Raw genomic sequence first — 22,147 nt, forward strand, 5'->3', positions numbered from 1 at the left:
TCTGATCTGGGCCTCTGCGCGTCTGCGCTGCTGTGCCCCAGGCAGGATTCGAACCTGCGACACCGGCTTTAGGAGAGCCGTGCTCTATCCCCTGAGCTACTGAGGCGGGGTCGTTCGCGGTCGGGCGCGCGTGTGGCGCGACGACCGCTGACAGCCTAGCGGATCGGGGGGTGGCCACGCCGGGTCGGGCCGTCGGCCGGGCGGAGGTGGCGGGGTGTGCGGTGAGGGGAGTCCGCGTGCGAATCGTGTGCGGGAAGATGGGATCATGGGGAGGGTGCCGATGGTGCCCGGCGACGGGGCGTCACATCCTGCTCCAGTAGCCTGGAGCGAACCGGTGTTCCGGTGCGGGGCGTCGGTGCCCCCGCCGGCCCTGGCACGCCTGCAGCAACGCATCACCGCAAGGACGAGGCGCTTCACCATGACATCAGCCGGCAGACGGCACCCGGCCCTCCGCGTACTGGGCCAGGTGTGGCTCTGGCCGGCACTGGCGATGCTCTGCGTCGGCGCCTACCGGCTCGGGACGCCCGAGCTGTGGCGGGACGAGGTGGCGACCTGGACGGTGGCGACCCGCTCGCTCGGTGATCTGCTCGGACTGCTCCAGCACATCGACGCCAGCAACGGCGCGTACTACCTGCTGATGCACGGCTGGACGTCGGTGTTCGGCGACTCCGCGATCGCGCTGCGGCTGCCCTCCGTGCTGGCGATGGCCGGCGCCGCCGCGTTCGTGGCGCTGACCGCCCAGCGGTTGTTCGGCGGCCGGGTGGCGGCGATCGGCGGCGGGCTGCTGTTCTCCGTGGTGCCGCTGATCTCGCGGTACGCGCAGGAGGCCCGCTCGTACGCCCTGGTGACCTGTGCGGTCGCCGCGGCCACCTGGTTCCTGCTGCGCGCGCTGGAGCGCCCGTCGCTGCGGCGGTGGGCGCCGTACTGCGTGGCGATGGCGGCGGCCGGTGCCGGGCACCTGATCTCCTTCGCGACGCTGGCCGGCCAGCTGGCCGTGGTGGCGCTGCACCTGTGGCGGACCCGCCCGGCCACCGAGCGGCGGGTGCTCTGGCAGTACCCACTCGCCGTGTTGGTCGCGGCCCTGCCGGTGCTGCCGGTGGTGCTGCTGGGCAGTCGGCAGTCCGGGCGCCAGCTGGGCTGGATCGGCAAGCCGACCTTCTACCAGCTGCGGCACTTCGGTGAGCCGCTGTTCGGCTCGCCCGGGGTGTTCCACGTCTTCGCCCTGCTGGCCCTGCTGGCCCTGGTCCTGCCCGGGCGGCGCCTGCCCGCGCTCCTGCTGCTGCTGCTCGCGGTGCTGCCGGTGCTCGGCGTCTGGCTGGTGTCGCGCGGCAGCACCTCGTACTTCGTCGACCGCTACCTGCTCTTCACGGTGCCGGCCTGGGCGGCGCTGGCCGGCGGCGGGGTGCAGGCGGTCTACACGACGGTGGCGGCGGCCGCGCGACGCAGCCGGACGCCGGGGCAGGTCCGGGCCGCGGGCGCGCTGCTGGCCGTCGGGCTGATCGCGGTCCCCGCCCTGGTGGCGCTGCCCAAGCAGTCCTCGGTGCGCTCCGCGGGCTCGCACTCCTTCTCCCGTGAGCCGTACCGGGCGGCCGCCGAGCTGATCGGGGCCGGGTACCGGCCCGGCGACGGGCTGGCGGCTCCGCTCGGCGACCAGGGCTGGGCGATGGTCGGGCCGGGTGTCTCCTACTACCTGCCGAGCGACGTGCGGCCGTTCCCGGTCTTCGTCGAACGCAGCGCCCTCCAGGCCGAGGACCTCTTCCCGACCACCTGCCCCCAGGTGGACGCGTGCCTGGGGCAGGGACAGCGGACCTGGCTGCTCGTCCTCGGGGACACCGCCGATCCGCTGACCGCGATGCCCGCGGAGCAGGCGCGGGCCCTCCGGGCCAGGTACGGCCCGCCCGACCGGGTGACGCCGCTCGGCGGGGTGACGCTCGCGCTGCTGGACTCCACCACCGGCTGAGCCCGGCTGCCGGGTCCGCCCGGTCCGGCGCCCGCGTGACGGCGGTCCGCCCGGATGCGGCCGTCCGGCGACCGGGTGACCATGGAGCACGGTGACCGGGGCGCCTCCGGCCTCCGGCCGCCCGCCCCTCGACGGTCGGGACTGCCCGGGAGGACACCTGTGAGCGAGCACCCGGCCGGGCGGGTGACCCGGCTGAAGAAGCGGTCGGCGAAGCTGGCCCGGCGCGCTCGCGAGCTGCCCGAGCAGGTGCCGCTGGTGGGCCGGGCGCTCGGCCACCTGCTGCGGGTGAACCTCCTCGACTGCGCGACCCGGCTGGCCGCCCAGGCCTTCCTCAGCGCCCTGCCCGCGCTCTTCGTGGTGGCCGTGTTCACCCCGGCCGCGGTCCGCGAGAACGTGATGCGCTCGCTCCGCAAGGAGCTGGGCCTGGAGGGTGCGGCGCAGCAGTCGGTGCAGCAGATGCTGCAGAGCAGCCATGACCAGGAGACCACGATCGGCGTGTTCGGCGCCCTGGTGACCCTGGCGTCGGCGACGGCGCTGAGCCGGGCGATGCAACGCGTCTGCGAGCGCTGCTGGGAGCTGCCGAGGGCGGGTTCGCGGGTGGTGGCCTGGCGCTGGCTGGTCTGGCTGCTGGTGTGGCTGGTCTGCCTGATGTTCCAGACGCCGCTGCGGGACGGCTTCGGCCTGGGTGCCTGGCTGGGGATTCCGCTGACCTTCGTCGGCGGGACGGCGATCTGGTGGTGGACCCAGCACCTGCTGCTGGTCGGCCGGGTGCGCTGGCTGCCGCTGCTGCCGGGAGCGCTGCTCTGCGGGGCGGTGGTGGTGGGCCTGGGGATCGCCTCCCGGGTCTACCTGCCGCGGGCGATGGCGCACAGCGTGACACAGTTCGGGCCGTACGGGGTGGTGTTCACCGGCCTCTCCTGGCTGATCGTGATGTTCGCCGGGCTGACGCTGGCGATCGCGCTGGGCCGGGTGGTGTCGGAGGAGGAGTCGGTCGCGCACTGGCTGGGCACCCGGTCCGAGCCGGGCGTCTGGGGCGGCGCCCCGCTCACCGCGGAGGAGGCGGGCGAGGCGGCGGGGGACGCGGGCGGACCGGACCCCGACGGCGCGGACGGGCCCCGGGGCGGCTGACGCGCCTCGGCGGGGGAACCGGTGGCCGGTTCCCCCGCCGAGGGGTGTGCGAGGCCCGCGGGCGGGCCGGACGGCCGAGGTCAGAGCAGGCGGGTCAGCCGGGACAGGATGGACGGCGGGGCCAGGTCCGTCTGGAGCACGACCGGGACCTCCACCTTGCCGTCGCCCGCCCCCACGCTCAGCACGCCGACCTGGGCACCGGCCTTGGCCGTGTGGCCGAGCTTGGCCGGGTCCAGGGTGAGGGTGCCGCTGATGCCGGGGAAGCCGGCCGCGGTGAGGTCCTTGGCGGCGACGACCGGGACCGTGCCGCCGAGCCCGTCGTCGACCCGGCCGACGACGTCGCCCTGCTTGGCGAGGGTCTGGCCGGTCAGCCCGTTCTGGGCCGCCTGGATCTGCAGGGCGCTGACGTTCTGGACGATCTTGAGGATGCTCGGCTCGGCGGTGGTCGCCGGCTGGCCCAGGGTGACCCCGAGGATGAGCCGCTGCACCCCGCCGACCTCCTTGTAGGCGGCCCACATCAGGCAGCCGCCGGCCGGGGTGCTGGAGCCGGTCTTGACGCCGATGATGCCGTTCTTCGGGGAGATCAGGGTGTTGGTGTTGGAGATCTTCTGATTGTTGAAGTTGGTCTCCGGCGTCGAGACGATCTGCCGGAAGATCGCGTCCTGCATCACCTGCTCGGCCAGCTTCAGCTGGTCCTTGGCGGTGCTCTTGGTGTCCGGGCTGAAGCCCGCCGGGTCGGTGTAGGTGGTGGCGGCCATGCCGAACCTGGCGGCGGTGTCGTTCATCTTCTTGACGAACGCCTCCTCCGAGCCGGAGTCCCAGCGGGCCAGCAGCCGGGCCACGTTGTTGGCCGACGGCAGCATCAGCAGCTCCAGTGCCTGGTACTGGGTGAGCTGCTGGCCCTCGGTGAGGGTGACCCTGGACTCGTCGACGTTGCCGGACTCCTGGGCGGCCTGCTTGTCGACGGTGATCTTCGGGCCGCTCTCCCCCTTCTTGAGCGGGTGCGACTGGAGGATCAGGTAGGCGTTCATGACCTTGGTGACACTGGCGATCGAGGCCGGCGTCTCCGGGCCGGAGCTGCCGAGGCTGCCGACGCCGACGACCTGGGCGGCCGACTGGCCCTTGGCCGGCCAGGCCAGGTCGAGCGGGTCGCCGCCGAAGCTGTAGCTGCCCGCGGCGGTCTGCTTCACCTTGGCGTCCGGCAGCGGGCGGAGCAGCTGCGCGACCGCCACCGCGCCGAGCACGACGGCCAGGAAGACCGTCCAGATGGTGATCCGCTTGAGTGCGCGGCGAAACGGCGAGACGGGGCGCGCGTTGAGCGTCGCCAGCACCTGCATCGCCTCGGCCGTCGTCTCCGGGGCCGGCGCGGGCGCGGGCTCGGGGGCGGGCAGCGGCGCGGGCTTCGGCAGCGGCGGCGGGGGCGGCAGCGGCCGGGGGTCGGGGGTGGGGAGCGGCTCGGGGGCCGGGGTGGGCGCCGGCTTCGGGGCCGGGACGGGCTCCGGCTCGGGTGCCGGCTCCGGCTCGGGGACGGGCCTGGGGGCCGGGTGCGGCTCGGGGACCGGCTCGGGCACGGTGCCCGCAGCGGGTGCCCGCGGGGCGCGGGGCTTCTCCAGCTTCTCGGCCTGCCCGGCCCGGTCGGCGGGCGGCGCGGGCCGCGCGGGGGTCTCCGGCCCGGCGGCGCCCTTCGGCTCGTCGGCGGGTTCGGCGGGTTCGGCGGGTTCGGCGGGTTCGGCAGGCTCGGCGGGTTCGGCAGGTTCGGCGGGTTCGGCAGGTTCGGCAGGCTCGGCCGAGGGCTTAGCGGGCTCGGCCGGAGGCTTTCCGGGGACCGCCGAGTCCGTCCGCATGGCGAGACGCGGGTCCGGCCCGGTCGGGCGCCCGGGCTTCCCGGCGGGGGCGTCGGCCGGCGGCTCGGCCGGCGGAGCGCCCCGGCCGACACCGCCGTCGGCTGGGGAACGGAGCTCCTCGGGCAGCCGCAACGCGGTGGTCGCGTTGTCCGCGGGCAGCCGCAACGAGGTCGTCGCGCTGTCCGCGGGGAGGCGGAGCGCGGTGGTCGCGTTGTCCACGGGAAGGCGGAGCATGGTGGTCCTGGAGTCCGTATCCCGGACACGGAGCTGGACGGTCGACCCCGTCCTGGGCGCGCCCGCGCCATCGGCGGCGGGCTCCCCGGTGGCGGCGGAGGCGGCCTCCGACCCCGCGTCCGAGGCATCGTCGGCGCCGGCCTCCGAAGCCGCCGCGGGGCTCCCTGGCTCGTCCGAAGCGGCCTCGGCACCAACCCCGGCGCCCGCCCGCGCACCCGCCCCGGCGTCCGCCCCGGCAGCGTCGGCGTCCTCGCGCCCGGCCGGTTCCACGGCCGCCGCCGTCGCGTCGGCACCGGCCCCGGAACCGCTCCGCGCCTCGTCCCGCTCCCGCCTCCGCTCGCCGTCCCGCAGCACCCTGTCGGGGGACTCGCCCACGTAACCCAGCCTCCTCAACGCCCGGCGGGGCACCGGCAGACCCGATTTCGGGAAGCCGACGCCCCGCCCCGTGTACCTGTACAGTCTCCGCCACCGGCGACCGTTCCGGCCGCCCACACCCCGCCCGACCGGCGCGTATTGCCGCCGCACGGCCGCACCGCGGTCCCTCCACCGGTCAGACGCCGGGCCCGCCTCCGCCGGTTCCCCGCCGCGGCCGCAAGGTCACGATTCGGAGGCGTACTCGACAAGCCCGTGTGAGAGGCGTCACGCTGTCATTCATCCACGCGGGGAGGCTTGGATGGGCAAGAGCCGCAGAACTGTTCCCGAGGAACTCTTGCTGCTCGCTTTGGACCCGACCACGGGTACCACTGCGCAGCCGCAGACCCTCGACCTCGGACTCGCCGGGGCCCAGCTCGTCGAGCTGTCCCTGGCCGGACGGATCGTCCCGGAGGGCGATCGGATCGCCGTGGTACTGCCACGGCCGACAGGCGACCCGACCCTGGACCACGCACTGGAACTGCTGCGCCGACGCGGCAGCCCGGTTCGCGCGGCCCACTGGATCGGTGGGCCCAGACTGGGGCTCAGGCAGACCTATCTGGCGCACCTGGAGCGGTGCGGCATGGTCACGGCCGTGCCGGGCCAGATGTGCGGCGTGCTGCCGACGACGCGCTACCAGGCGTCGGACGACTGCACCAACGCCGCGATCAAGCAGCGGCTGGACACCGCGATCCGCACCGGCGTGCCGCCGGACCCGCGGACGGCCGCGCTGGCCGCGCTGGCCCACTCGGTGGGCCTGGGCAAGCACCTGTACCCGGGCAACGAGGGCCGGTCCTCACGGTCACGGCTTCGCGACCTGATCCGTTACGACCCACTGGGCGGGATGGTCGCGCACGCGGTGATGGACGTGCAGAACGGTCTGCCGTCGCAGCAGAACCGTTCATCCCAAGGTGGTGGCGGCGCTCCGGTCGGCGCGGACCGACCGGGACCGCGTGCGGCGGCGAGCCGCGGCGGGACCGGTGGCCGGGTCGCACCGCCCCGCGTCGGCGTCCGCTGACCCGGACCCACCACGCGCGGCGCACGCCGCACAGCTCACGCCGCCACCCGGCGGTGAACAGCCGGCAGGAAGCAGGGGCGGTCGCCCGCGACGGAAGTCGCCGGGCGGCCGCCCCTCCGCCGTACCCCGCGGGCGGGCCGGGCAGCCGTGCGGAGCCCCGTCCCGCTTGCCCGAGCACGTGCCACCGGCACGTGTACGGGCGCCCGCCGGGCCCGTACGACCCATCGCACCGCCACCGCAGCACTACCGGATCGAGCCGCACCGTCGCCTTACCACGCGGGGAGGCCCGCCGTCTCGCCAAAGCGCTTTTCCGATGATGTGTTCTACTGCGCTCCTGCGATTCCCCGGCGCCGACCTGATCCAAGGTGTCATGCTGCTCCAAGTCAGGGGGGTTGGTCCCAATTTCCACTGTGTTCCGAGGACTGCCGTTCCAACGATCACCAGAGGTCCGGCCGGAGGTCGACGTGTCCGCGAACATCAACCCCACCGTGCGCCGCAGGCGCCTGGGCTCCGAACTCCGCAAGCTGCGGGAGGGCCTGGCCATGACGGCGGAGGAGGTGGCCGGCCGGCTGATGGTCTCCCAGTCGAAGATCAGCCGACTGGAGAACGGACGCCGCAGCATCAGCCAGCGCGACGTGCGCGACCTCTGCGACGTCTACAACGTGACCGACGAGGCCATGCGGGCCAGTCTGATGGAGATGGCGCGGGAGTCCCGCCAGCGCGGCTGGTGGCACGACTTCAACGACATGCCGACCCCGTACAGCGTGTACATCGGCCTGGAGGCCGAGGCCTCGTCGATCCGCGCCTACGAGTCCTCGTTCGTCCCCGGGCTGCTGCAGACCGAGCAGTACGCCCAGGCCGTCGTGGAGGGCACCCAGCCGGACACCGACGCGCTCTCCGTCCAGCGGCGGGTGCAGGTCCGGATGAAGCGCCAGGACCGCGTCCACGGCGAGAACCCGCTGGGCAGCCTCTGGACCGTCATAGACGAGGCGGTGCTGCGCCGCGAAGTGGGCAACCGGGCGGTGATGGCCGATCAGCTGAAGCACATGCTGGAGCTGAGCCAGCGCCCGAACATCACGATCCAGGTGATCCCGTTCTCGCACGGCGCCCACCCCGGCATGACCGGGACATTCTCCCTGCTGGAGTTCCCCGAGTCAGCCGATTCCACGGTTGTCTACTTCGAAGGGGTGACGAGCGATCTCTACCTGGAGAAGGAAGCCGACGTGCGCCGCTATACCAGTCTCTACGACCACCTGCGGGCAGCGGCGCTCGGAGTGGTCGAGAGCCGGTCACTGATAGCCACGATTGAAGAGGGATACCACGCATGAGCACCACCTTCGAGAACGGGACGACCTGGCGGAAGAGCACCCACAGCGGCGGCAACGGCGCCTGTGTGGAGATCGCCACGCCGGCTGCGGGCGCCGTCGCGGTGCGGGACTCCAAGGATCCCCAGGGTCCTCAGCTGAACTTCTCGGCCGAGGCCTGGAAGGCGTTCGCCGTCGATGCCGGAGCAGGGGTGTTCGGCGGCTTCTGAGCCACCGCGCCGTTCTCGGCGCAGTCGCCCGTAGCGGTGTCCGCCGCCCTCCCCCGGGGCCGCGGGCGCCGCTACCGGCACCTACGCGGCCGCGCGTCGGCGGATCGGCCCGGTAGGCCCGCCGGGCCTACCGGGCCTACCGGGCCGGGTGGAACGTCAGCGCAGCACCGGGTAGCGGTCCGCCCAGGCGGCGCCCTCCGGGGTGTCCAGGCCGTGCAGCTCCGGCCCGTGCATCAGCTCCAGGACGAAGTCGTCGGCCAGTTCGAGCAGGGCGCCGCGCCCCTCCAGCGCGGCCACCAGGCCGGGCGGCAGGGCGCTGTCCCCGTGCAGCACCCCGAGCAGGTTGCCGCAGATGGCGCCGGTGGAGTCGCTGTCCCCCGAGTGGTTCACCGCCAGCAGCAGGCCCGAACGCACGTCGTGGGCGACCAGCGCGCAGTACACCCCGATCGCCAGCGCCTCCTCGGCGACCCAGCCCTCGCCCAGCGCCTCGACCCGTTCCGCCGACGGCTCGCCGGCCCGTACCGCGTCCAGCGCCGCCCGCAGCGCCGCCGTGGTCTCCTCGTGCGCCGGCCGCTCGGAGAGCAGGGCGAGCGCCAGGTGGACGCCCTCCTCCAGGGTGCCGCCGCGGGCCACCGTCTGGACGATCACCGCCAGGGCGCCGGCGGAGAGGTAGCCGGTGGGGTGGCCGTGCGTCAGCACCGAGCACTCCACGGCCAGCTGGAACACCAGACCCGGCTCCCAGGTGGTGAGCAGCCCGAACGGCGCCGCCCGCATCACCGTGCCGCAACCCTTGGAGTGCGGGTTCTTGGGCACCTCCACGGTGCCGAGGCGGTCCGCGTCCGGGCCGGAGAGGCCGGACAGGCAGGCCTGGCCGGGGGCGCGCTGGGCATACAGCCACTCCTCGCGGCCGAGCCAGCCGAGGTCGGTGCGGCGCTCGTCCGGGCCCCAGTCCCGCTGGGTGGCGGCCCAGCGCAGATAGGCGAGGTGGAGGTCGGTGGGCGGGTGCCAGCTGCCGGTGTCCCGCCGGATGTGGGCACGGATCAGCCCGTCCACGGTGAAGAGCACCATCTGGGTGTCGTCGGTGACCGCCCCGAGCCGGCCGTAGGCGGGTATGTAGCCGGTCACGCCGAGCGGGCCGTGCGCGGCTCGGATCTTCTCCAGCGACTCGAACTCGACGCCCGCGCCGAGCGCGTCACCGATCGCCCCGCCGAGCAGACAGCCCCGCACCCGGCTGCGGAAGTCCTGCTGCTGGGCTCGTGACCACAGTGGCATCACGACGGAGCGCCTTTCGTCCGGGAACCGGGGAGCGCGACGCTCGGCCGGCCGCGCGCCCTCGCACTGTATTCGAATGACCGAACAAGTCGAGCGATTCCTCGAACACCACACGTCGACACGAGGGTGCCGACCCGCCACGCGCAGGCCGCGGCCGGCCACCCCGGGCTCCCTGCCGTGCCGGGCCGTGCCCGTCTGCGGGCCGGCAGGCTGTGCCGCCGGCGGTCCGCCGGGCAGGGGAGCCCGGCAGGCCGTCACCGGTACTGGGTGGGGAAGTCAGTCCAGGACCGGCAGCAGCTCGGGCAGGTGGCCGTCCGAGGCCAGGGCCGCGGCCAGCCGCTCGGCGGGCACCTCGCCGTAGGTGGTGGTGCGCTGCCGGTGCGGGCGCCCCGCCGCCTCGGCGATCGCCCGCAGGTCCCGGACCGACTTGTAACTGCCGTACGCCGACCCGGCCATCCGCGAGATGGTCTCCTCCATCAGCGTGCCGCCCAGGTCGTTGGCGCCCGAGCGGAGCATCTCCGCCGCGCCCTCGGCCCCCAGCTTCACCCAGCTGGTCTGGATGTTGGGGATGTGCGGGTGCAGGAGCAGCCGCGCCATCGCGACCACCGCCCGGTTGTCCCGCGCGGTCGGCCCGGGCCGGGCGATGCCTGCCAGGTAGACCGGGGCGTTGGTGTGGATGAACGGCAGCGTCACGAACTCGGTGAACCCGCCGGTGCGCTGCTGGATCTCCGCCAGCAGCCGCAGGTGGCCCAGCCAGTGGCCCGGGTTGTCCACGTGCCCGTACATCATCGTGGACGAGGAGCGGATGCCCAGCTCGTGCGCGGTGGTGACGACCTCCACCCAGGTCGCGGCGGGCAGCTTGCCCTTGGTCAGCACCCAGCGGACGTCGTCGTCCAGGATCTCGGCGGCCGTGCCCGGGATGCTGTCCAGCCCCGCCGCCTTCGCCTCCTGGAGCCAGTCCCGGATCGAGAGGCCCGTCCGGGTCGCGCCGTTGACCACCTCCATCGGCGAGAAGGCGTGCACGTGGATGCCGGGCACCCGCTCCTTCACCGCGCGCGCGATGTCGAAGTAGGCCGTCCCGGGCAGGTCGGGGTGGATGCCGCCCTGCATGCAGACCTCGGTGGCGCCGACCTCCCAGGCCTGCGCGGCCCGGTCGGCCACCTGCTCCAGGGAGAGGGTGTAGGCGTCCGCGTCAGTGCGGCGCTGGGCGAAGGCGCAGAACCGGCAGCCGGTGTAGCAGACGTTGGTGAAGTTGATGTTCCGGGTGACGCAGTAGGTGACGTCCTCGCCGACCGCGGCGCGGCGCACGTCGTCGGCGATCCGGCAGAGCGCGTCCAGGGCCGGGCCGTCCGCGTGGAACAGCGCCAGCGCCTGGTCGTCCGTCAGCCGGGCCGGGTCGTCGGCGGCCGTCGCCAGCGCCCCGCGCAGATCGCCGGCGAGGCGCTCCGGGGCGCCCTTGGCGAGCACCTGCTCGCGCAGCACCTGCCAGTCCCCGTACACGTCCTCGAAGTCGGCCCGGCGGTCACCGGTGCGGCCCTCGGTGTCGATGGTGGCGTGCAGGTCCGTCCGCCCGTACGAGGCGGGCAGGTCCTCCGGCTCCTGCCAGGGGAGGCCCTGGACCACGGCGTCCGGGCGGGCCAGCCCGGTCTCCGGGTCGGACAGCGCCCGGACGTGCGGCAGCACCCGCGGATCCAGCCACGGCTCGCCGTGCCGGACGTACTCGGGATAGACGGCGAGCCGCTCGCGCAGCTCGAAGCCGGCCGCCGCCGAACGCTCCGCCAGCCGGTCGATCTGCGGCCAGGGGCGCTCGGGGTTCACGTGGTCGGGCGTCAGCGGCGAGACGCCGCCCCAGTCGTCGATCCCCGCGCCGATGAGCCGCTCGTACTCGCCGTCCACCAGGTTCGGCGGCGCCTGGAGGCAGGCCGCCGGGCCCATGATGTGCCGGGCCACCGCGACGGTGGCGACCAGCTCGTCCAGCTCGGCGTCGGGCATGCCGCGCATCGCCGTGTCCGGCTTGGCGCGGAAGTTCTGCAGGATCAGCTCCTGGATGCCGTGATAGGCCCGGGAGACCCGGCGCAGCGCGAAGAGCGACTCCGCGCGCTCCTCGTACGTCTCGCCGATGCCGATCAGCAGCCCGCTGGTGAACGGCACCGAGCTGCGTCCGGCGTCCTCCAGGACCCGGAGCCGGACGGCCGGCTCCTTGTCCGGCGAGCCGTAGTGCGGGCCGCCGGGCTCGCTCCAGAGCCGGGTCGCGGTGGTCTCCAGCATCATGCCCATGGAGGCCGAGACCGGCTTGAGCCGCTGGAAGTCCGTCCAGCTCAGCACCCCGGGATTGAGGTGCGGCAGCAGGCCGGTCTCCTCCAGGATGCGGATGGACATCGCCCTGACGTAGGCGATGGTGTCGTCGTAGCCGTGCGCGTCCAGCCACTCGCGGGCCTCGGGCCAGCGGTCCTCGGGCTTGTCCCCGAGGGTGATCAGCGCTTCCTTGCACCCCAGTTCGGCCCCGCGCCGGGCCACCTCCAGCACCTCGTCGGGCGACATGAACATCCCGTGGCTGCGCCCGGGGAGCTCCCGCGCCATGCCCTGCGCGGCCCGGCGCAGCTTGCCGGGGACGGTGGCGAAGGTGCAGTAGTGGCACTTGTCGCGGCAGAGCCGGGTGAGCGGGATGAACACGCTCTTGGAGTAGGTGATGACGCCGGGCCGGCCCGCCGTCGCGAGGCCCGCGTCGCGCACCCGGGCCGCACTCGCGCAGAGGTCCGTCAGGTCCGCGCCTCTGGCCCGGAGCAGCACCGCAGCCTCTGCCGCGTCCAGCGCGACACCGTCCCGGGCACGGCGCAGGGCGCGCCGCATCGCGTTCGCAGTCGGGGTGAAGGTTGCGTCCATGGCGCGACCCTACGCCAGTTCCGGTACCTCCGGAGGAGGTGACCCTGAGGGCCTGTCAGGGTCGTCTGCGCCGGGAGACCGACCCCGATCTGGCCCTGCAGAGCGATGACTCGGGCGCCCCGGGGCCGTGTAATGGAGCGGACAGGCAGTCGGTCACGGTTACGGAGGGGTTGGACGCTATGACGGACGACACGACGACTGAACGACACCCGGGCGGCGGCGTGCCGTACCGCTCGGGCCGGCGCACCGCGGTGCGGGTGGCGGTGCCGCTGGCGGTGGCGGGCACGATCGCCGCGGGCATCGGGCTGGTGCCCGCGCTGGCGGACGACGCCCCGCCGAACCTGCCCGCGCTGACGGCGGAGCAGGTGGTGGCGAAGGCGCTCGGCTCGCAGACCCAGACGCTCTCGGGGACGGTCTCGGTCTCCGCGGACCTCGGGGTGCCCAGCCAGCTGTTCTCGGCCGCGGGCGGCGGACTCGGCTCCAGCGGCGCCGGCCAGGGCTCCTCGGCCGCGCCGGAGGCCAAGCTGGCCGGCCTGCTCGGCGGGGACCACACCCTGCGGGTCGCGGTCGACGGTCCGGACCGCCAGCGCGTCGGCCTGATCGAGAACCTCTCCGAGTACGAGCTGGTGCACAACGGCGACCAGGTCTGGGCCTGGGACAGCTCCACCAACGAGGCCGTGCACCTGACGGCCCCGCAGGGCGCCCGGCCCGAGGGCCACCGGGGCGGGGCGCCGCTCACCGGGGTGCCGACCACGCCGGCCGAGGCGGCCAAGGAGTTCCTCGCGGCGGGCGCGGGCACCACCGCCGTCACCGTCGACGGCACGGCGAACGTCGCCGGGCAGAAGGCGTACCAGCTCAGCGTGAAGCCCACCCAGTCCGGCTCCACCATCGGCGAGGTGCGGATCGCGGTGGCCGCCGACAACGGCGTGCCGCTCGCGGTGGTGGTCAAGGGGACGGACGGCTCCGCCGTGCTGGACGTCCACTTCAAGGACGTCTCCTTCGCCAGGCCGGCCGCCAAGTCCTTCGAGTTCTCGGCCCCCAAGGGCGCCAAGGTGACGGAGCAGCGGGCGGAGGCCGGCGGCGAGGGCCGGCAGGCGCCCGGCGGCGCGCCGGGGCAGGCGGGCGCCGACGGCCTGAACGTCGTCGGCGAGGGCTGGACGACGGTGCTGAGCACCCGGCTGCCCGGCGGCGACGCCGCCCCGGCACCGGCGGAGTCCGGCAAGCAGGGCCGGCACGGGGGCGAGGGCCGGGCGCCGGGCGCGGGCCAGAGCGTGCAGGGCCTGGTCAAGTCGCTCGGCAAGCCCGTCCAGGGTGGCAGCCTGATCAGCACCAAGGTGCTGAACGTACTGGTCACGGATGACGGCCGGGTGTTCGCCGGTGCGGTGACGCTGCCGGTGCTGCAGAGTGCTGCCGGGGTGAAGTAATGACCCGGGCTCCTGTAACGGGGGACGTTACGGAGCCGGCCGGGGGCCGGGGCGCCGAGGTGCGCCCGGCCCCCGTGGCCGTACCCGCCGTCGCCCCGTCCACTGCTCCCGCCACCGGCGCGGGCCGGTCCGGGTCCGCCGCTCCCTCCGGGTCAGCCGATCCGTCCGGGTCCGCCGCTCCGTCCTGGTGCCCGTCCGACGCCGTGATCAGCACCCGGGGGCTGACCAAGCGCTTCCGGGGCGGGCAGCTCGCCGTGGACGGGCTGGACCTGACCGTCCCCCGCGGTTCGGTCTTCGGCTTCCTCGGGCCCAACGGCTCCGGCAAGACCACCACCATCCGGATGCTGATGGGCCTGATCGCGCCCACCTCGGGGGCGGCCACCGTGCTCGGCGCGTCGATGCCGCAGTCCGTCACCGCGGTGCTGCCGCGGGTCGGCGCGCTGATCGAGGGCCCGGCGCTGTACGGCTTCCTCTCCGGCCGGGACAACCTGGCCCGGTTCGACGCGGCCGATCCGACCGCCGACCCGCGCACCCGCCGGCAGCGGGTCACCGAAGCGCTGGACCGGGTGGGGCTGACCGCCGCGGCCGGGAAGAAGGCGCGGGCGTACTCGCTCGGCATGAAGCAGCGGCTCGGCCTGGCCTCGGCGCTGCTCCAGCCGCGCGAGCTGCTGGTGCTGGACGAGCCGACCAACGGCCTCGACCCGCAGGGCATGCGGGAGATCCGGGCACTGATCCGGGAGGTCGCGGCCGAGGGAACGACGGTCTTCCTCTCCTCCCACCTGCTGGACGAGATCGAGCAGGTCTGCACGCACGCCGCGGTGATGTCACGCGGCCGGCTGCTGGTGCAGGGCACCGTGGCCGAGCTGGCCGCCCGGGCCCAGGGCCGGTTAGTGGTCCGCACGCCCGACGTGGCGCTGGCCGCCGGGGTGCTGGCGGCGCACGGGGTCCGCGACGTGCTGCCGGGCGAGGACCGGGTCGAGGGGGCGCCGGACGCGCTCGCCGAGGACGGCCTGCCGGAGCTCTGCGCGGCGCTGGTCGCGGCCGGGGTACGGGTGCGGGGCTTCGGAGTGGAGCGGGGCACGTTGGAAGACGCCTTCGTGGCGCTGACCGGGGAGGGCTTCGATGTCGCGGGCTGAGGCTCCGGCCGTACCGGAGACGGTGGGGACAGCGGGTGCGGTGGGTGCGCCGGGTGCCGTGGGTGTGCCGGGCCTGTCGGGTGTTCCCCGGGTGACCGGGCGCCGGGCGCAGACGACGGCCGGGTTCCTGGCGCTGTTCCGCAGCGAGTTGCTGCTGACCTTCCGCCGGATGCGGACGATCGTGCTGCTGGGGATCCTCGCGGTGCTGCCGGTCCTGATCGGTGTGGTGGTCAGGATCGAGACCGACGGGTCGCAGGGCGGCGGGGGCCCGGCCTTCATCGCGCAGGTGACGCAGAACGGCCTCTTCCTGGTCTTCACCTCGCTCGCGGTGGCCCTGCCGATCTTCCTGCCGATGACGGTCGGGGTGGTCGCCGGCGACTCGGTGGCCGGCGAGGCGGCCGGCGGCACCCTGCGCTACCTGCTGGTCGCGCCGGCCGGGCGGACCAGGCTGCTGGCCGCCAAGTTCACGGCCGGTCTGGCGTTCTGCCTGGCGGCGACGGCGACGGTCGCACTGGCGGCGCTCGCCACCGGCGCCGCGCTGTTCCCGCTCGGGGAGGTCACGCTGATTTCCGGGGAGACCATCGGCCTCGGCCCGGCGCTGCTGCGGGCGGTGCTGGTGGCGCTGGTCGTGGCCGCCTCGCTGTCCGGACTGGTCGCGATCGGGCTCTTCATCTCGACGCTCACCGGCAGCGGCATCGCGGCGATGGCCGCCACCGTCAGCCTGGTGATCACCGTCCAGATCCTCGACAGCTTCCCCCAGCTGCACGCGATCCAGCCGTTCCTCTTCACCCACCACTGGCTGAGCTTCGGGGACCTGCTGCGCGAACCCATGTACTGGGACGGCGTGCTGGAGAACCTCGGGCTGCAGGCCGCGTACGTCGCCGTCTTCGGCTCGGCCGCGTGGTCGCGCTTCACCAGCCGGGACATCACCGCGTAGCGGGCCGGCGGGGGCCGGGGCCGCCCCGCCGGCCCTGCGCGCGCCCGTCAGCGGGTGGGCGCCGAGGCCGCGTCGAGGGGCGGGGTGGGTGCGGTGGCCGGGGCGGTCGGGGCGTCGGCCGGGCTGGACGTGGTGGCCGGGGCGTCGGCCGGGCCCAGGGCGTCGGCCGGGACGGCGGCGGCCGACCGGGCCAGGGCGGCGGCCCGCTCCGCCCGATCGCTCCGCACCCGGCGCAGCGCGTCCCAGGTCAGCAGCGCCAGCGCGGCCCAGACCAGCGAGAAGCCGGCCCAGCGGGCGGGCGGCATGGACTCGTGGAACACCGTGACACCGATCAGGAACTGGAACAGCGGCGCCAGGTACTGCAGCAGCCCGAGCACCGTGAGCGGCACCCGAACCGCCGCCGCGCCGAAGCAGAGCAGCGGGATCGCGGTGATCACCCCGCTGAGCATCAGCAGCCCGGAGTGCCCCCAGCCGAACGACCCCGCCACGGTGTGCCCGAAGGTGCCACGGCCGACGAGTCCCAGGTAGACCAGGTACCCGAGGGCGAACGGGAACATGAAGGCGCTCTCGGCGGCCAGGCTCTCCAGCCCGCTCAGCCCGACCGTCTTCTTGAGCAGCCCGTACGTCCCGAAGGAGAAGGCCAGGGTCAGCGCGATCCAGGGCAGCCGTCCGTAGCCGACGGTCAGTACCGCTACGGCGAGGGCGCCGATGCCGACGGCCGCCCACTGCGCGGGCCGCAGCCGCTCCTTGAGCACCACCACGCCGAAGGCGATGGTGACCAGCGGGTTGATGAAGTAGCCGAGGCTGGTCTCGACGACGTGACCGGCGTTGACCCCCCAGATGTAGACGCCCCAGTTGACCGAGATCACGGCGGCGGCCCCGCCCAGCATGGCGAGCCGGCGGGGCTGGCGCAGCAGCGGGCGTATCCAGCCCCAGTGCCGCTGGGCGAGCAGCAGTACGACGACGGCGACCAGTGACCAGACCATCCGGTTGGCGAGGATGTCGTCGGCGGCGGCCGGCTCCAGCAGCGGCCAGAACAACGGGAAGAGCCCCCACATCCCGTACGCCGCCAGGCCGTACCAAAGGCCCCGGCCGGCCTCCTGCTGGGTTGTCTCCGCCATCGACGGCCTGCCCTCCGCGCGCACCAATGTCGTGCCGACGGTAGCGGGCGCGGGGGCCGGCTGTCATCTCCGTATTCGCATTTTGCTCATGACATGAGACGGCGCCCGACCGACCTGCGGTTTCGCGGTCGACCCGGGCGGCGTCCGGTGCGTCAGGCGCCCAGCGCCGTGCGCACGCTCTCCGCCAGCGGGACGGTCGGACGGCCGATCAGCCGGGCCAGGTCACCCGGGGTGCCGGCCAGTTCGCCGCGCGCGATACCGGCGTCCACGTCCACCAGGACGTCGGCGAAACCCTCCGGCAGGCCCGCGCCGACCAGGACCGCGCGGTGCTCGGCCGGGGTCACCTCGCGGTGCTCGACGGGCCGCCCCGAGACCCGCGCCAGCTCGGCGGCCAGCTCCGGCAGGCTCCATGCGACGTCACCGCTGAGCTCGTACACGGTGTCCGAGTGACCGCCCTCGTCCCCCTCGCCGAGCAGCACCGCGACCGCCGCGGCGGCGTAGTCCGCACGCGGGGCGGTGGCCACCCGGCCCTGCCCGGCGCTGCCGATCACCACGCCGCGCGCCACCGTGCCGGCGGCGTCACCCAGGTAGTTCTCGGTGTACCAGCCGTTGCGGAGGAACGAGAAGGGCAGCCCGGACTCCCGGATCGCCGCCTCGGTGGCCTTGTGCTCGTCCGCCAGCCCGAAGGTGGCCACGCCGGGCGCACTGGTGTACGCGAGCAGCGCGACGCCGGCGGCGCGCGCCGCCTCGATCACGGCGGTGTGCTGCGGGATGCGGCGGCCGACCTCGCTGCCCGAGATGAACAGCACCCGGTCACCGGCCGCGAAGCAGCCCGCCAGGCTCTCCGGACGGTCGTAGTCGGCCGCCCGGACGGTCACGCCGCGGGCGGCGAGGTCGGCGGCCTTCTCGGCGGAGCGGACGACCACCGCCACCTCGCCGGCGGGGACCTCGGCCAGCAGGCCCTCGACGACCAGCCGGCCGAGCTGTCCGGTGGCACCGGTGACGACGTACATGTTGCTGCTCCCTGGGTCGGGTCAGGTCGGTTCGGTTCGGGCCGTTGCCCGTTGAACTCGCGGTCGGACGGCCGATTCATCTCGGCCTCGACACTCACCCTAGGAGGGGCACTTACTTCTCGAAAGTACGCACTTCAAAGTAGGGTACTGACATGCAGGTAATGACATGCAGGTAATGACCCAGGGCGCCGCCCCTGCTGCCCCCGCCGCTTCCGACGCCGCCACCCCCTCGACGGCACGGCCGGCCGTCCCGCTCGGCGAGCTGCCGCCGCCGGACGTCTACGACCGCATGTGCCCCTCCCGCGGCGTGCTGGAGCACGTCACCAGCCGGTGGGGCGTCCTGGTGCTGGCGGCGCTGGACGAACGCGGCTACCGGTTCAGCGAGCTGCGCCGGCGGGTGTCCGGGGTGAGCGAGAAGATGCTCGCGCAGACCCTGCAGACCCTGGAGCGCGACGGCTTCGTCCTCCGCGAGGCCCATCCGGTGATCCCGCCCCGGGTGGACTACAGCCTCACCCCGCTCGGCCGGGAGGCCGCCCAGCTGGTGGCGGCCCTCGCCCGCTGGTCCGAGCAGCGCGTCCCCGTCGTCCAGGAGGCCCGCGCCGGGTACGACGCCCGCCCGCGCTGAGGCGGGGCGGGCTCGGGGGGGGCGGGGAGGCGGGGCCGGCGCGTTTTATGTCGGTCGGTCTACATATGTCGGTCGGTCTACAGAGACCGGCCTCAAGGGGTGTTTCTGTAGACCGGTCGAGCGATTCCGGGCCCGCGAAGCTGGCAAATATGCAGACCGGTCTAGCTAAGGTGTCCAGAATCAACCGACCGGTCTACAGATTCGCGTCCCCACCGGGTGGCTACTGCTCCGCGATCAGCGCCGCGAACCCGTCCAGCACTCGGGCCAGGCCGAAGGCGTACGCGTGGTCCGCGCTGTACGCGCCGCCGTGCACCTCGCCGGCGGCCGCACCGACACGGGCGGCGACCGGGTACCGCTCGGCGTCGAAGACCCGGGCCAGCAGGTCCGCGTTGGCCGCCCACCACTGCTCGTCGGTCATCGCACTGTCCTGCTGCGCGGCGCGGTCGTCGGCACCCATCCGGGCACAGGTCTGGACGAAACCCAGCAGGTGGGTGAGCGCGGCGTCCAGCTCCACGTCCGGCAGCCCGGTGCCCTCCAGGGCGCACAACTCGTACTCGTACTTGGCCATCAGCCCCGGCCCCAGCGGCGGACGGCTGGTCGAGATGCTCGCCACCCAGGGGTGGGCGCGGTAGAGCGCACGGTTGTCGTCCGCGACCGCAGCGACCCTGGCCCGCCAGCCACCGTCGGAGGGGGCGCTGCGCGGCATGGTCGCGTAGACGGTGTCCAGCATCAGGTCGAGCAGCTCGGCCTTGCCGGGCACGTACGTGTAGAGCGCCATCGGGGAGACGCCCAGCTCCTGCGCCACCCGCCGCATCGTCACCGCGTCCACGCCGTCGGCGTCGGCCAGCGCGATCGCCACGGCCGCGATCTCCGCGGGCGACTTCGCCTGCCGGGGACCACGACGGCCCGGCTTCTCCTCGGTCGACACGCCCCAGAGCAGTGCCAGCGTCCGCGCCGGGTCCCCCGCACTGCTGCGTTCACTCGCCATGGGGGAATCCTTTCACGCGCCCGCCCGGACAGGGCCTGCCGGGCGTACCGCCGGAGCGCACCGGGAGGAGAACAGTGGCACGTCCGGACTGCGGGGCCGGGCGGGCCCCGGCGGGCACCGTCGGGCAAGCCCTAGGGTCGACCCATGACCGACCGCGCCCCCGAGCCACTCCCCGGCACCGACTCGGCAGAGGTCGTCCGCTCCCGAGTCACCTGCCGCCGCTGCCACCGCCCGCTGCACGACCCGGAATCCCGCATCCTGCGGCTGGGCCCGGAGTGCCGGGACCCGACCGAACGGGTCGCCCGCCACGAGGTCGACCAGGACCCGTTGCCCGGGTTCGGCCCGTCCCGGTGACCGGCCGCATCGGCCGGAACCGCACCACCCGGCTCCGCCTCCACCCCGCAGGGTTCCGACGCCGCCTCCTGAGGTGACGCAGGGGCGCGAACGCGCGGAGCAGGAAGTCGGACCGGCCGACTTCCCACTCCCACCCGAGGCCGGCCGAGGGCACCGGCCCCAGCCGGAACACACCACGAACGAGCCGCCCCAGTCACCACAACCCGAGGCGACGCAGGGGCAATGAGTCACGGAGCAGGAAGTCGGACCGGCCGACTTCCTGCTCCGGCCCGGGGCCTGCCGGGCCGGCCGTCACCAGCTCGGTGCGCTCCCGTCGCACGTGGCGCCCGGGCAGCCGGCGGCGTAGAGCTGAGTCACGCCGATCGCCAGCAGGTACCGGTGGTCCGCGTAGGCCTTCGCCTGAAGTGCCTCGGCGTCCACGCGCCGCCAGTCCTGGTACACGACCCGCTCGGACTCATCGTCCGTGTAGGGCTTCGCGTCCGGCCCGCGCAGGGTTGACGAGTCGTCCCAACTGCCCCTGATCCTGGGCAGACCCTTGCCGTCCGTGACCGCGACGGTCAGGGTGACGGAGTTCTGCCCCTCGCCGCGCGTGTGGTCGACGGCGACCGAGTTCGGCCGGGCCAGCGCCTCGGCCGTCTGCTCGGCCGAGGCGTCGCCACCCGGGCTGTGCTGGTAGTGCAGCTCCCGCACCAAGTCCCTGCCGCCGCTGCGCGGCTTCCAGCCGACGCCGGCCAGCGCCCGGTCCAGCTCGGCCAGCCGGGGCTCGATCTCACCGTCGAACGCGGCGTACAGCACCGTCGTCCGCCGGCACATCACCCCCGACCACACCGGCTTGCTGCCGAAGCTGCCGGAGGCGGCCCGGGCCTCGCACAGGTCGGCGACCGAGCTGTCCAGCGCCTCCGCCCAGGGCGCGGCCGCCCGGACCAGTCCGGTCTGCTCGTCGGCGAACGCCACCGCCCGGTCGCGGGCCGCACGCGTGTCGGCGGCCCGGGCGAGCGCGCTCGCGTCCGGTGCGGGGGGCACGGTGGTGAGGTCGTGCAGTTGCCAGAGGACGACCGCGACGAGGATCACCGCCCCGGCCACGACCACGCCCGACAACGTCAGCAAGACCCGCCGTATCCCGGCCCAGGCCGATCCGCCCCCCGTGCTCATGGCCACCACCGTAGCCAGGCGCGCGGGCGGGGCGTCCGGTCGAGATGCCTCCGAGGCGCCTCCGCAACGGGCCCGACACCCGCCGCGTCCCTCCGTCAGGGCCGGTTCAGCGGACTGCGGTTCGGCAGCCGGGCGGCCGGGCGCAAGGGGCGCTACTGTACCGGCTCGTCGACAATTCCGACGCGGTCACGTCACATCCGGGCCGAACCGCGTCGAAGCCATGGCCCCCGACCCCCCGGCCCCGCTATCAAGATCTCAGCAGGGCCGCCGCCTGACGGCCCGGAACACGGGGGAACCTCCTATGAACGGCATCCACACCCGCAAGCGCATGTGGACGCTCGTCGGTCTCGCAGCGGTCGGCGCCCTGACCCTCACCGCCTGCAACGACGACCCGGCGGCCGACACGGCGAGCAGCACTCCGCCACCGGCCGCCGCGCCGACGACCCCGGCCGCCACCGCGAGCACGCCGGCCGCGGCCAGCCCGTCCGGTGCCACCACCGGCACACCCACCACCGCGCCCGCCACCGCGCCCGCAGCCGCTCCCGCGGCCGGCGGTGGTACCGACGCCGCCCCCGGGCAGACCTTCAAGATCGGCCAGCCCGCCCAGGTGCAGTTCACCTCCGGCAGCACCAAGGGCGTCATCGCCCTGTCGGTCACCGCGATCGAGGCCGGCGACCCGGCGGACCTGGCCGCGCTCAAGCTCGGCGACAAGGCCAAGGGGCTCGTCCCGTACTACGTGCGGTACTCGATCACCAACACCGGCACCACCGACCTGGCCTACACCAGCGTGGACCACGTCAAGGGCCTCCTGCCGGACGGCAGCGAGGCCCAGGAACTGATGATCATCGGCGGCTTCGCCAAGTGCGCGAACCCCTCGCTGCCGAAGGGCTTCACCAACGGCCAGACCGCCCAGGGCTGCGCCGTCGCCCTCGCCCCGGCGGCCACCAAGGTCTCGGGCGCCGAATACTGGGGCGCGCCCTACAGCCTGGGCAAGGGTGCCATCTTCTGGAAGTAGTGGTGCGAGGTGCGGGCGCCGGGCCGGTCCTACCGGCCCGGCGCCCGCACCTACCGCTCCTACCGCTCCGACCGCTCCGACCGCTCCGACCGCACCGA

18 protein-coding genes and 1 tRNA gene are annotated in these 22,147 nt (G+C 74.2%); 11 read left to right on the forward strand and 8 right to left on the reverse strand.

Going from position 1 to position 22,147, the window contains the following annotated elements:
• Nucleotides 1–33 precede the first annotated feature (33 nt).
• Nucleotides 34–106, reverse strand: a tRNA-Arg gene (locus ACZ4UX_RS24545).
• 312 nt (nucleotides 107–418) lie between these two features.
• Here ACZ4UX_RS24545 and ACZ4UX_RS24550 point away from each other — a divergent pair.
• Nucleotides 419–1,960 carry a glycosyltransferase family 39 protein gene (locus ACZ4UX_RS24550; protein WP_465708240.1) on the forward strand — a complete coding sequence of 514 codons (1,542 nt, stop codon included), beginning with the start codon at nucleotides 419–421 and terminating at the stop codon, nucleotides 1,958–1,960.
• Nucleotides 1,961–2,119: 159 nt separating this feature from the next.
• Nucleotides 2,120–3,088 carry a YhjD/YihY/BrkB family envelope integrity protein gene (locus tag ACZ4UX_RS24555; protein WP_465708241.1) on the forward strand — a complete coding sequence of 323 codons (969 nt, stop codon included), beginning with the start codon at nucleotides 2,120–2,122 and terminating at the stop codon, nucleotides 3,086–3,088.
• Nucleotides 3,089–3,168: 80 nt separating this feature from the next.
• Here the strand turns inward: ACZ4UX_RS24555 and ACZ4UX_RS24560 are convergent, their stop codons facing one another.
• The gene (locus tag ACZ4UX_RS24560; RefSeq protein WP_465708242.1) at nucleotides 3,169–5,166 is read right to left on the reverse strand and encodes a D-alanyl-D-alanine carboxypeptidase; all 1,998 of its coding nucleotides are present in this window, start codon (nucleotides 5,164–5,166) and stop codon (nucleotides 3,169–3,171) included.
• 673 nt (nucleotides 5,167–5,839) lie between these two features.
• On the opposite strand from ACZ4UX_RS24560, the gene ACZ4UX_RS24565 reads away from it, so the two are divergent.
• The 3 genes from ACZ4UX_RS24565 to ACZ4UX_RS24575 all read left to right on the forward strand — a co-directional run bounded on the left by ACZ4UX_RS24565 (nucleotide 5,840) and on the right by ACZ4UX_RS24575 (nucleotide 8,129).
• Nucleotides 5,840–6,595 (forward strand): GOLPH3/VPS74 family protein, encoded by a 756-nt coding sequence (locus ACZ4UX_RS24565; protein WP_329489267.1) that lies wholly within the window; start codon nucleotides 5,840–5,842, stop codon nucleotides 6,593–6,595.
• Between the two features lie 464 nt (nucleotides 6,596–7,059).
• The gene (locus tag ACZ4UX_RS24570; protein WP_329489266.1) at nucleotides 7,060–7,923 is read left to right on the forward strand and encodes a helix-turn-helix domain-containing protein; all 864 of its coding nucleotides are present in this window, start codon (nucleotides 7,060–7,062) and stop codon (nucleotides 7,921–7,923) included.
• A complete protein-coding gene (locus tag ACZ4UX_RS24575; RefSeq protein WP_329489265.1) occupies nucleotides 7,920–8,129 on the forward strand; it encodes a DUF397 domain-containing protein in 210 nt (69 codons plus the stop codon). Before ACZ4UX_RS24570 ends, ACZ4UX_RS24575 begins: the two co-directional genes overlap by 4 nt.
• Nucleotides 8,130–8,285: 156 nt before the next feature.
• Here ACZ4UX_RS24575 and ACZ4UX_RS24580 read toward each other — a convergent pair whose 3' ends face one another.
• Nucleotides 8,286–9,401 (reverse strand): ADP-ribosylglycohydrolase family protein, encoded by a 1,116-nt coding sequence (locus ACZ4UX_RS24580; RefSeq protein WP_329489264.1) that lies wholly within the window; start codon nucleotides 9,399–9,401, stop codon nucleotides 8,286–8,288.
• Between the two features lie 276 nt (nucleotides 9,402–9,677).
• The gene (locus ACZ4UX_RS24585; protein ID WP_465708243.1) at nucleotides 9,678–12,284 is read right to left on the reverse strand and encodes a bifunctional FO biosynthesis protein CofGH; all 2,607 of its coding nucleotides are present in this window, start codon (nucleotides 12,282–12,284) and stop codon (nucleotides 9,678–9,680) included.
• Nucleotides 12,285–12,463: 179 nt separating this feature from the next.
• Between ACZ4UX_RS24585 and ACZ4UX_RS24590 the strand changes: the two genes are divergently transcribed.
• From ACZ4UX_RS24590 to ACZ4UX_RS24600, 3 genes are read left to right on the forward strand one after another with little or no spacing between them, the layout of a single operon-like run.
• Nucleotides 12,464–13,708, forward strand: a complete 1,245-nt coding sequence (locus ACZ4UX_RS24590; protein ID WP_465708244.1) for a LolA family protein — start codon at nucleotides 12,464–12,466, stop codon at nucleotides 13,706–13,708.
• Nucleotides 13,708–14,844 carry an ABC transporter ATP-binding protein gene (locus tag ACZ4UX_RS24595; RefSeq protein WP_465708245.1) on the forward strand — a complete coding sequence of 379 codons (1,137 nt, stop codon included), beginning with the start codon at nucleotides 13,708–13,710 and terminating at the stop codon, nucleotides 14,842–14,844. The genes ACZ4UX_RS24590 and ACZ4UX_RS24595 overlap by 1 nt, the downstream gene beginning before the upstream one ends.
• Nucleotides 14,831–15,781, forward strand: coding sequence for an ABC transporter permease (locus ACZ4UX_RS24600; protein ID WP_465708246.1), 951 nt, complete (start codon nucleotides 14,831–14,833; stop codon nucleotides 15,779–15,781). The genes ACZ4UX_RS24595 and ACZ4UX_RS24600 overlap by 14 nt, the downstream gene beginning before the upstream one ends.
• A gap of 47 nt (nucleotides 15,782–15,828) precedes the next feature.
• Here ACZ4UX_RS24600 and rarD read toward each other — a convergent pair whose 3' ends face one another.
• Nucleotides 15,829–16,902: an EamA family transporter RarD gene (rarD, locus tag ACZ4UX_RS24605; RefSeq protein ID WP_465708247.1), complete on the reverse strand. Its 1,074-nt coding sequence runs from the start codon at nucleotides 16,900–16,902 to the stop codon at nucleotides 15,829–15,831.
• 152 nt (nucleotides 16,903–17,054) lie between these two features.
• Entirely contained in the window at nucleotides 17,055–17,915 is an 861-nt protein-coding gene (locus ACZ4UX_RS24610) for an SDR family oxidoreductase (protein ID WP_465708248.1), read from the reverse strand.
• A 289-nt stretch (nucleotides 17,916–18,204) separates the two neighbouring features.
• On the opposite strand from ACZ4UX_RS24610, the gene ACZ4UX_RS24615 reads away from it, so the two are divergent.
• Nucleotides 18,205–18,540 carry a winged helix-turn-helix transcriptional regulator gene (locus ACZ4UX_RS24615; protein ID WP_329492216.1) on the forward strand — a complete coding sequence of 112 codons (336 nt, stop codon included), beginning with the start codon at nucleotides 18,205–18,207 and terminating at the stop codon, nucleotides 18,538–18,540.
• 220 nt (nucleotides 18,541–18,760) lie between these two features.
• Here ACZ4UX_RS24615 and ACZ4UX_RS24620 read toward each other — a convergent pair whose 3' ends face one another.
• Nucleotides 18,761–19,528, reverse strand: coding sequence for a TetR/AcrR family transcriptional regulator (locus tag ACZ4UX_RS24620; RefSeq protein WP_465708249.1), 768 nt, complete (start codon nucleotides 19,526–19,528; stop codon nucleotides 18,761–18,763).
• A 144-nt stretch (nucleotides 19,529–19,672) separates the two neighbouring features.
• Between ACZ4UX_RS24620 and ACZ4UX_RS24625 the strand changes: the two genes are divergently transcribed.
• Nucleotides 19,673–19,882 (forward strand): DUF6011 domain-containing protein, encoded by a 210-nt coding sequence (locus ACZ4UX_RS24625; RefSeq protein ID WP_329489256.1) that lies wholly within the window; start codon nucleotides 19,673–19,675, stop codon nucleotides 19,880–19,882.
• Nucleotides 19,883–20,173: 291 nt separating this feature from the next.
• Here ACZ4UX_RS24625 and ACZ4UX_RS24630 read toward each other — a convergent pair whose 3' ends face one another.
• Nucleotides 20,174–20,989, reverse strand: coding sequence for a hypothetical protein (locus ACZ4UX_RS24630; protein ID WP_465708250.1), 816 nt, complete (start codon nucleotides 20,987–20,989; stop codon nucleotides 20,174–20,176).
• A gap of 346 nt (nucleotides 20,990–21,335) precedes the next feature.
• Here ACZ4UX_RS24630 and ACZ4UX_RS24635 point away from each other — a divergent pair, with 346 nt between their 5' ends.
• Nucleotides 21,336–22,049 carry a hypothetical protein gene (locus ACZ4UX_RS24635; RefSeq protein WP_465708251.1) on the forward strand — a complete coding sequence of 238 codons (714 nt, stop codon included), beginning with the start codon at nucleotides 21,336–21,338 and terminating at the stop codon, nucleotides 22,047–22,049.
• Nucleotides 22,050–22,147: the final 98 nt, after the last annotated feature.

The organism is Kitasatospora sp. NPDC028961, from assembly GCF_055564815.1.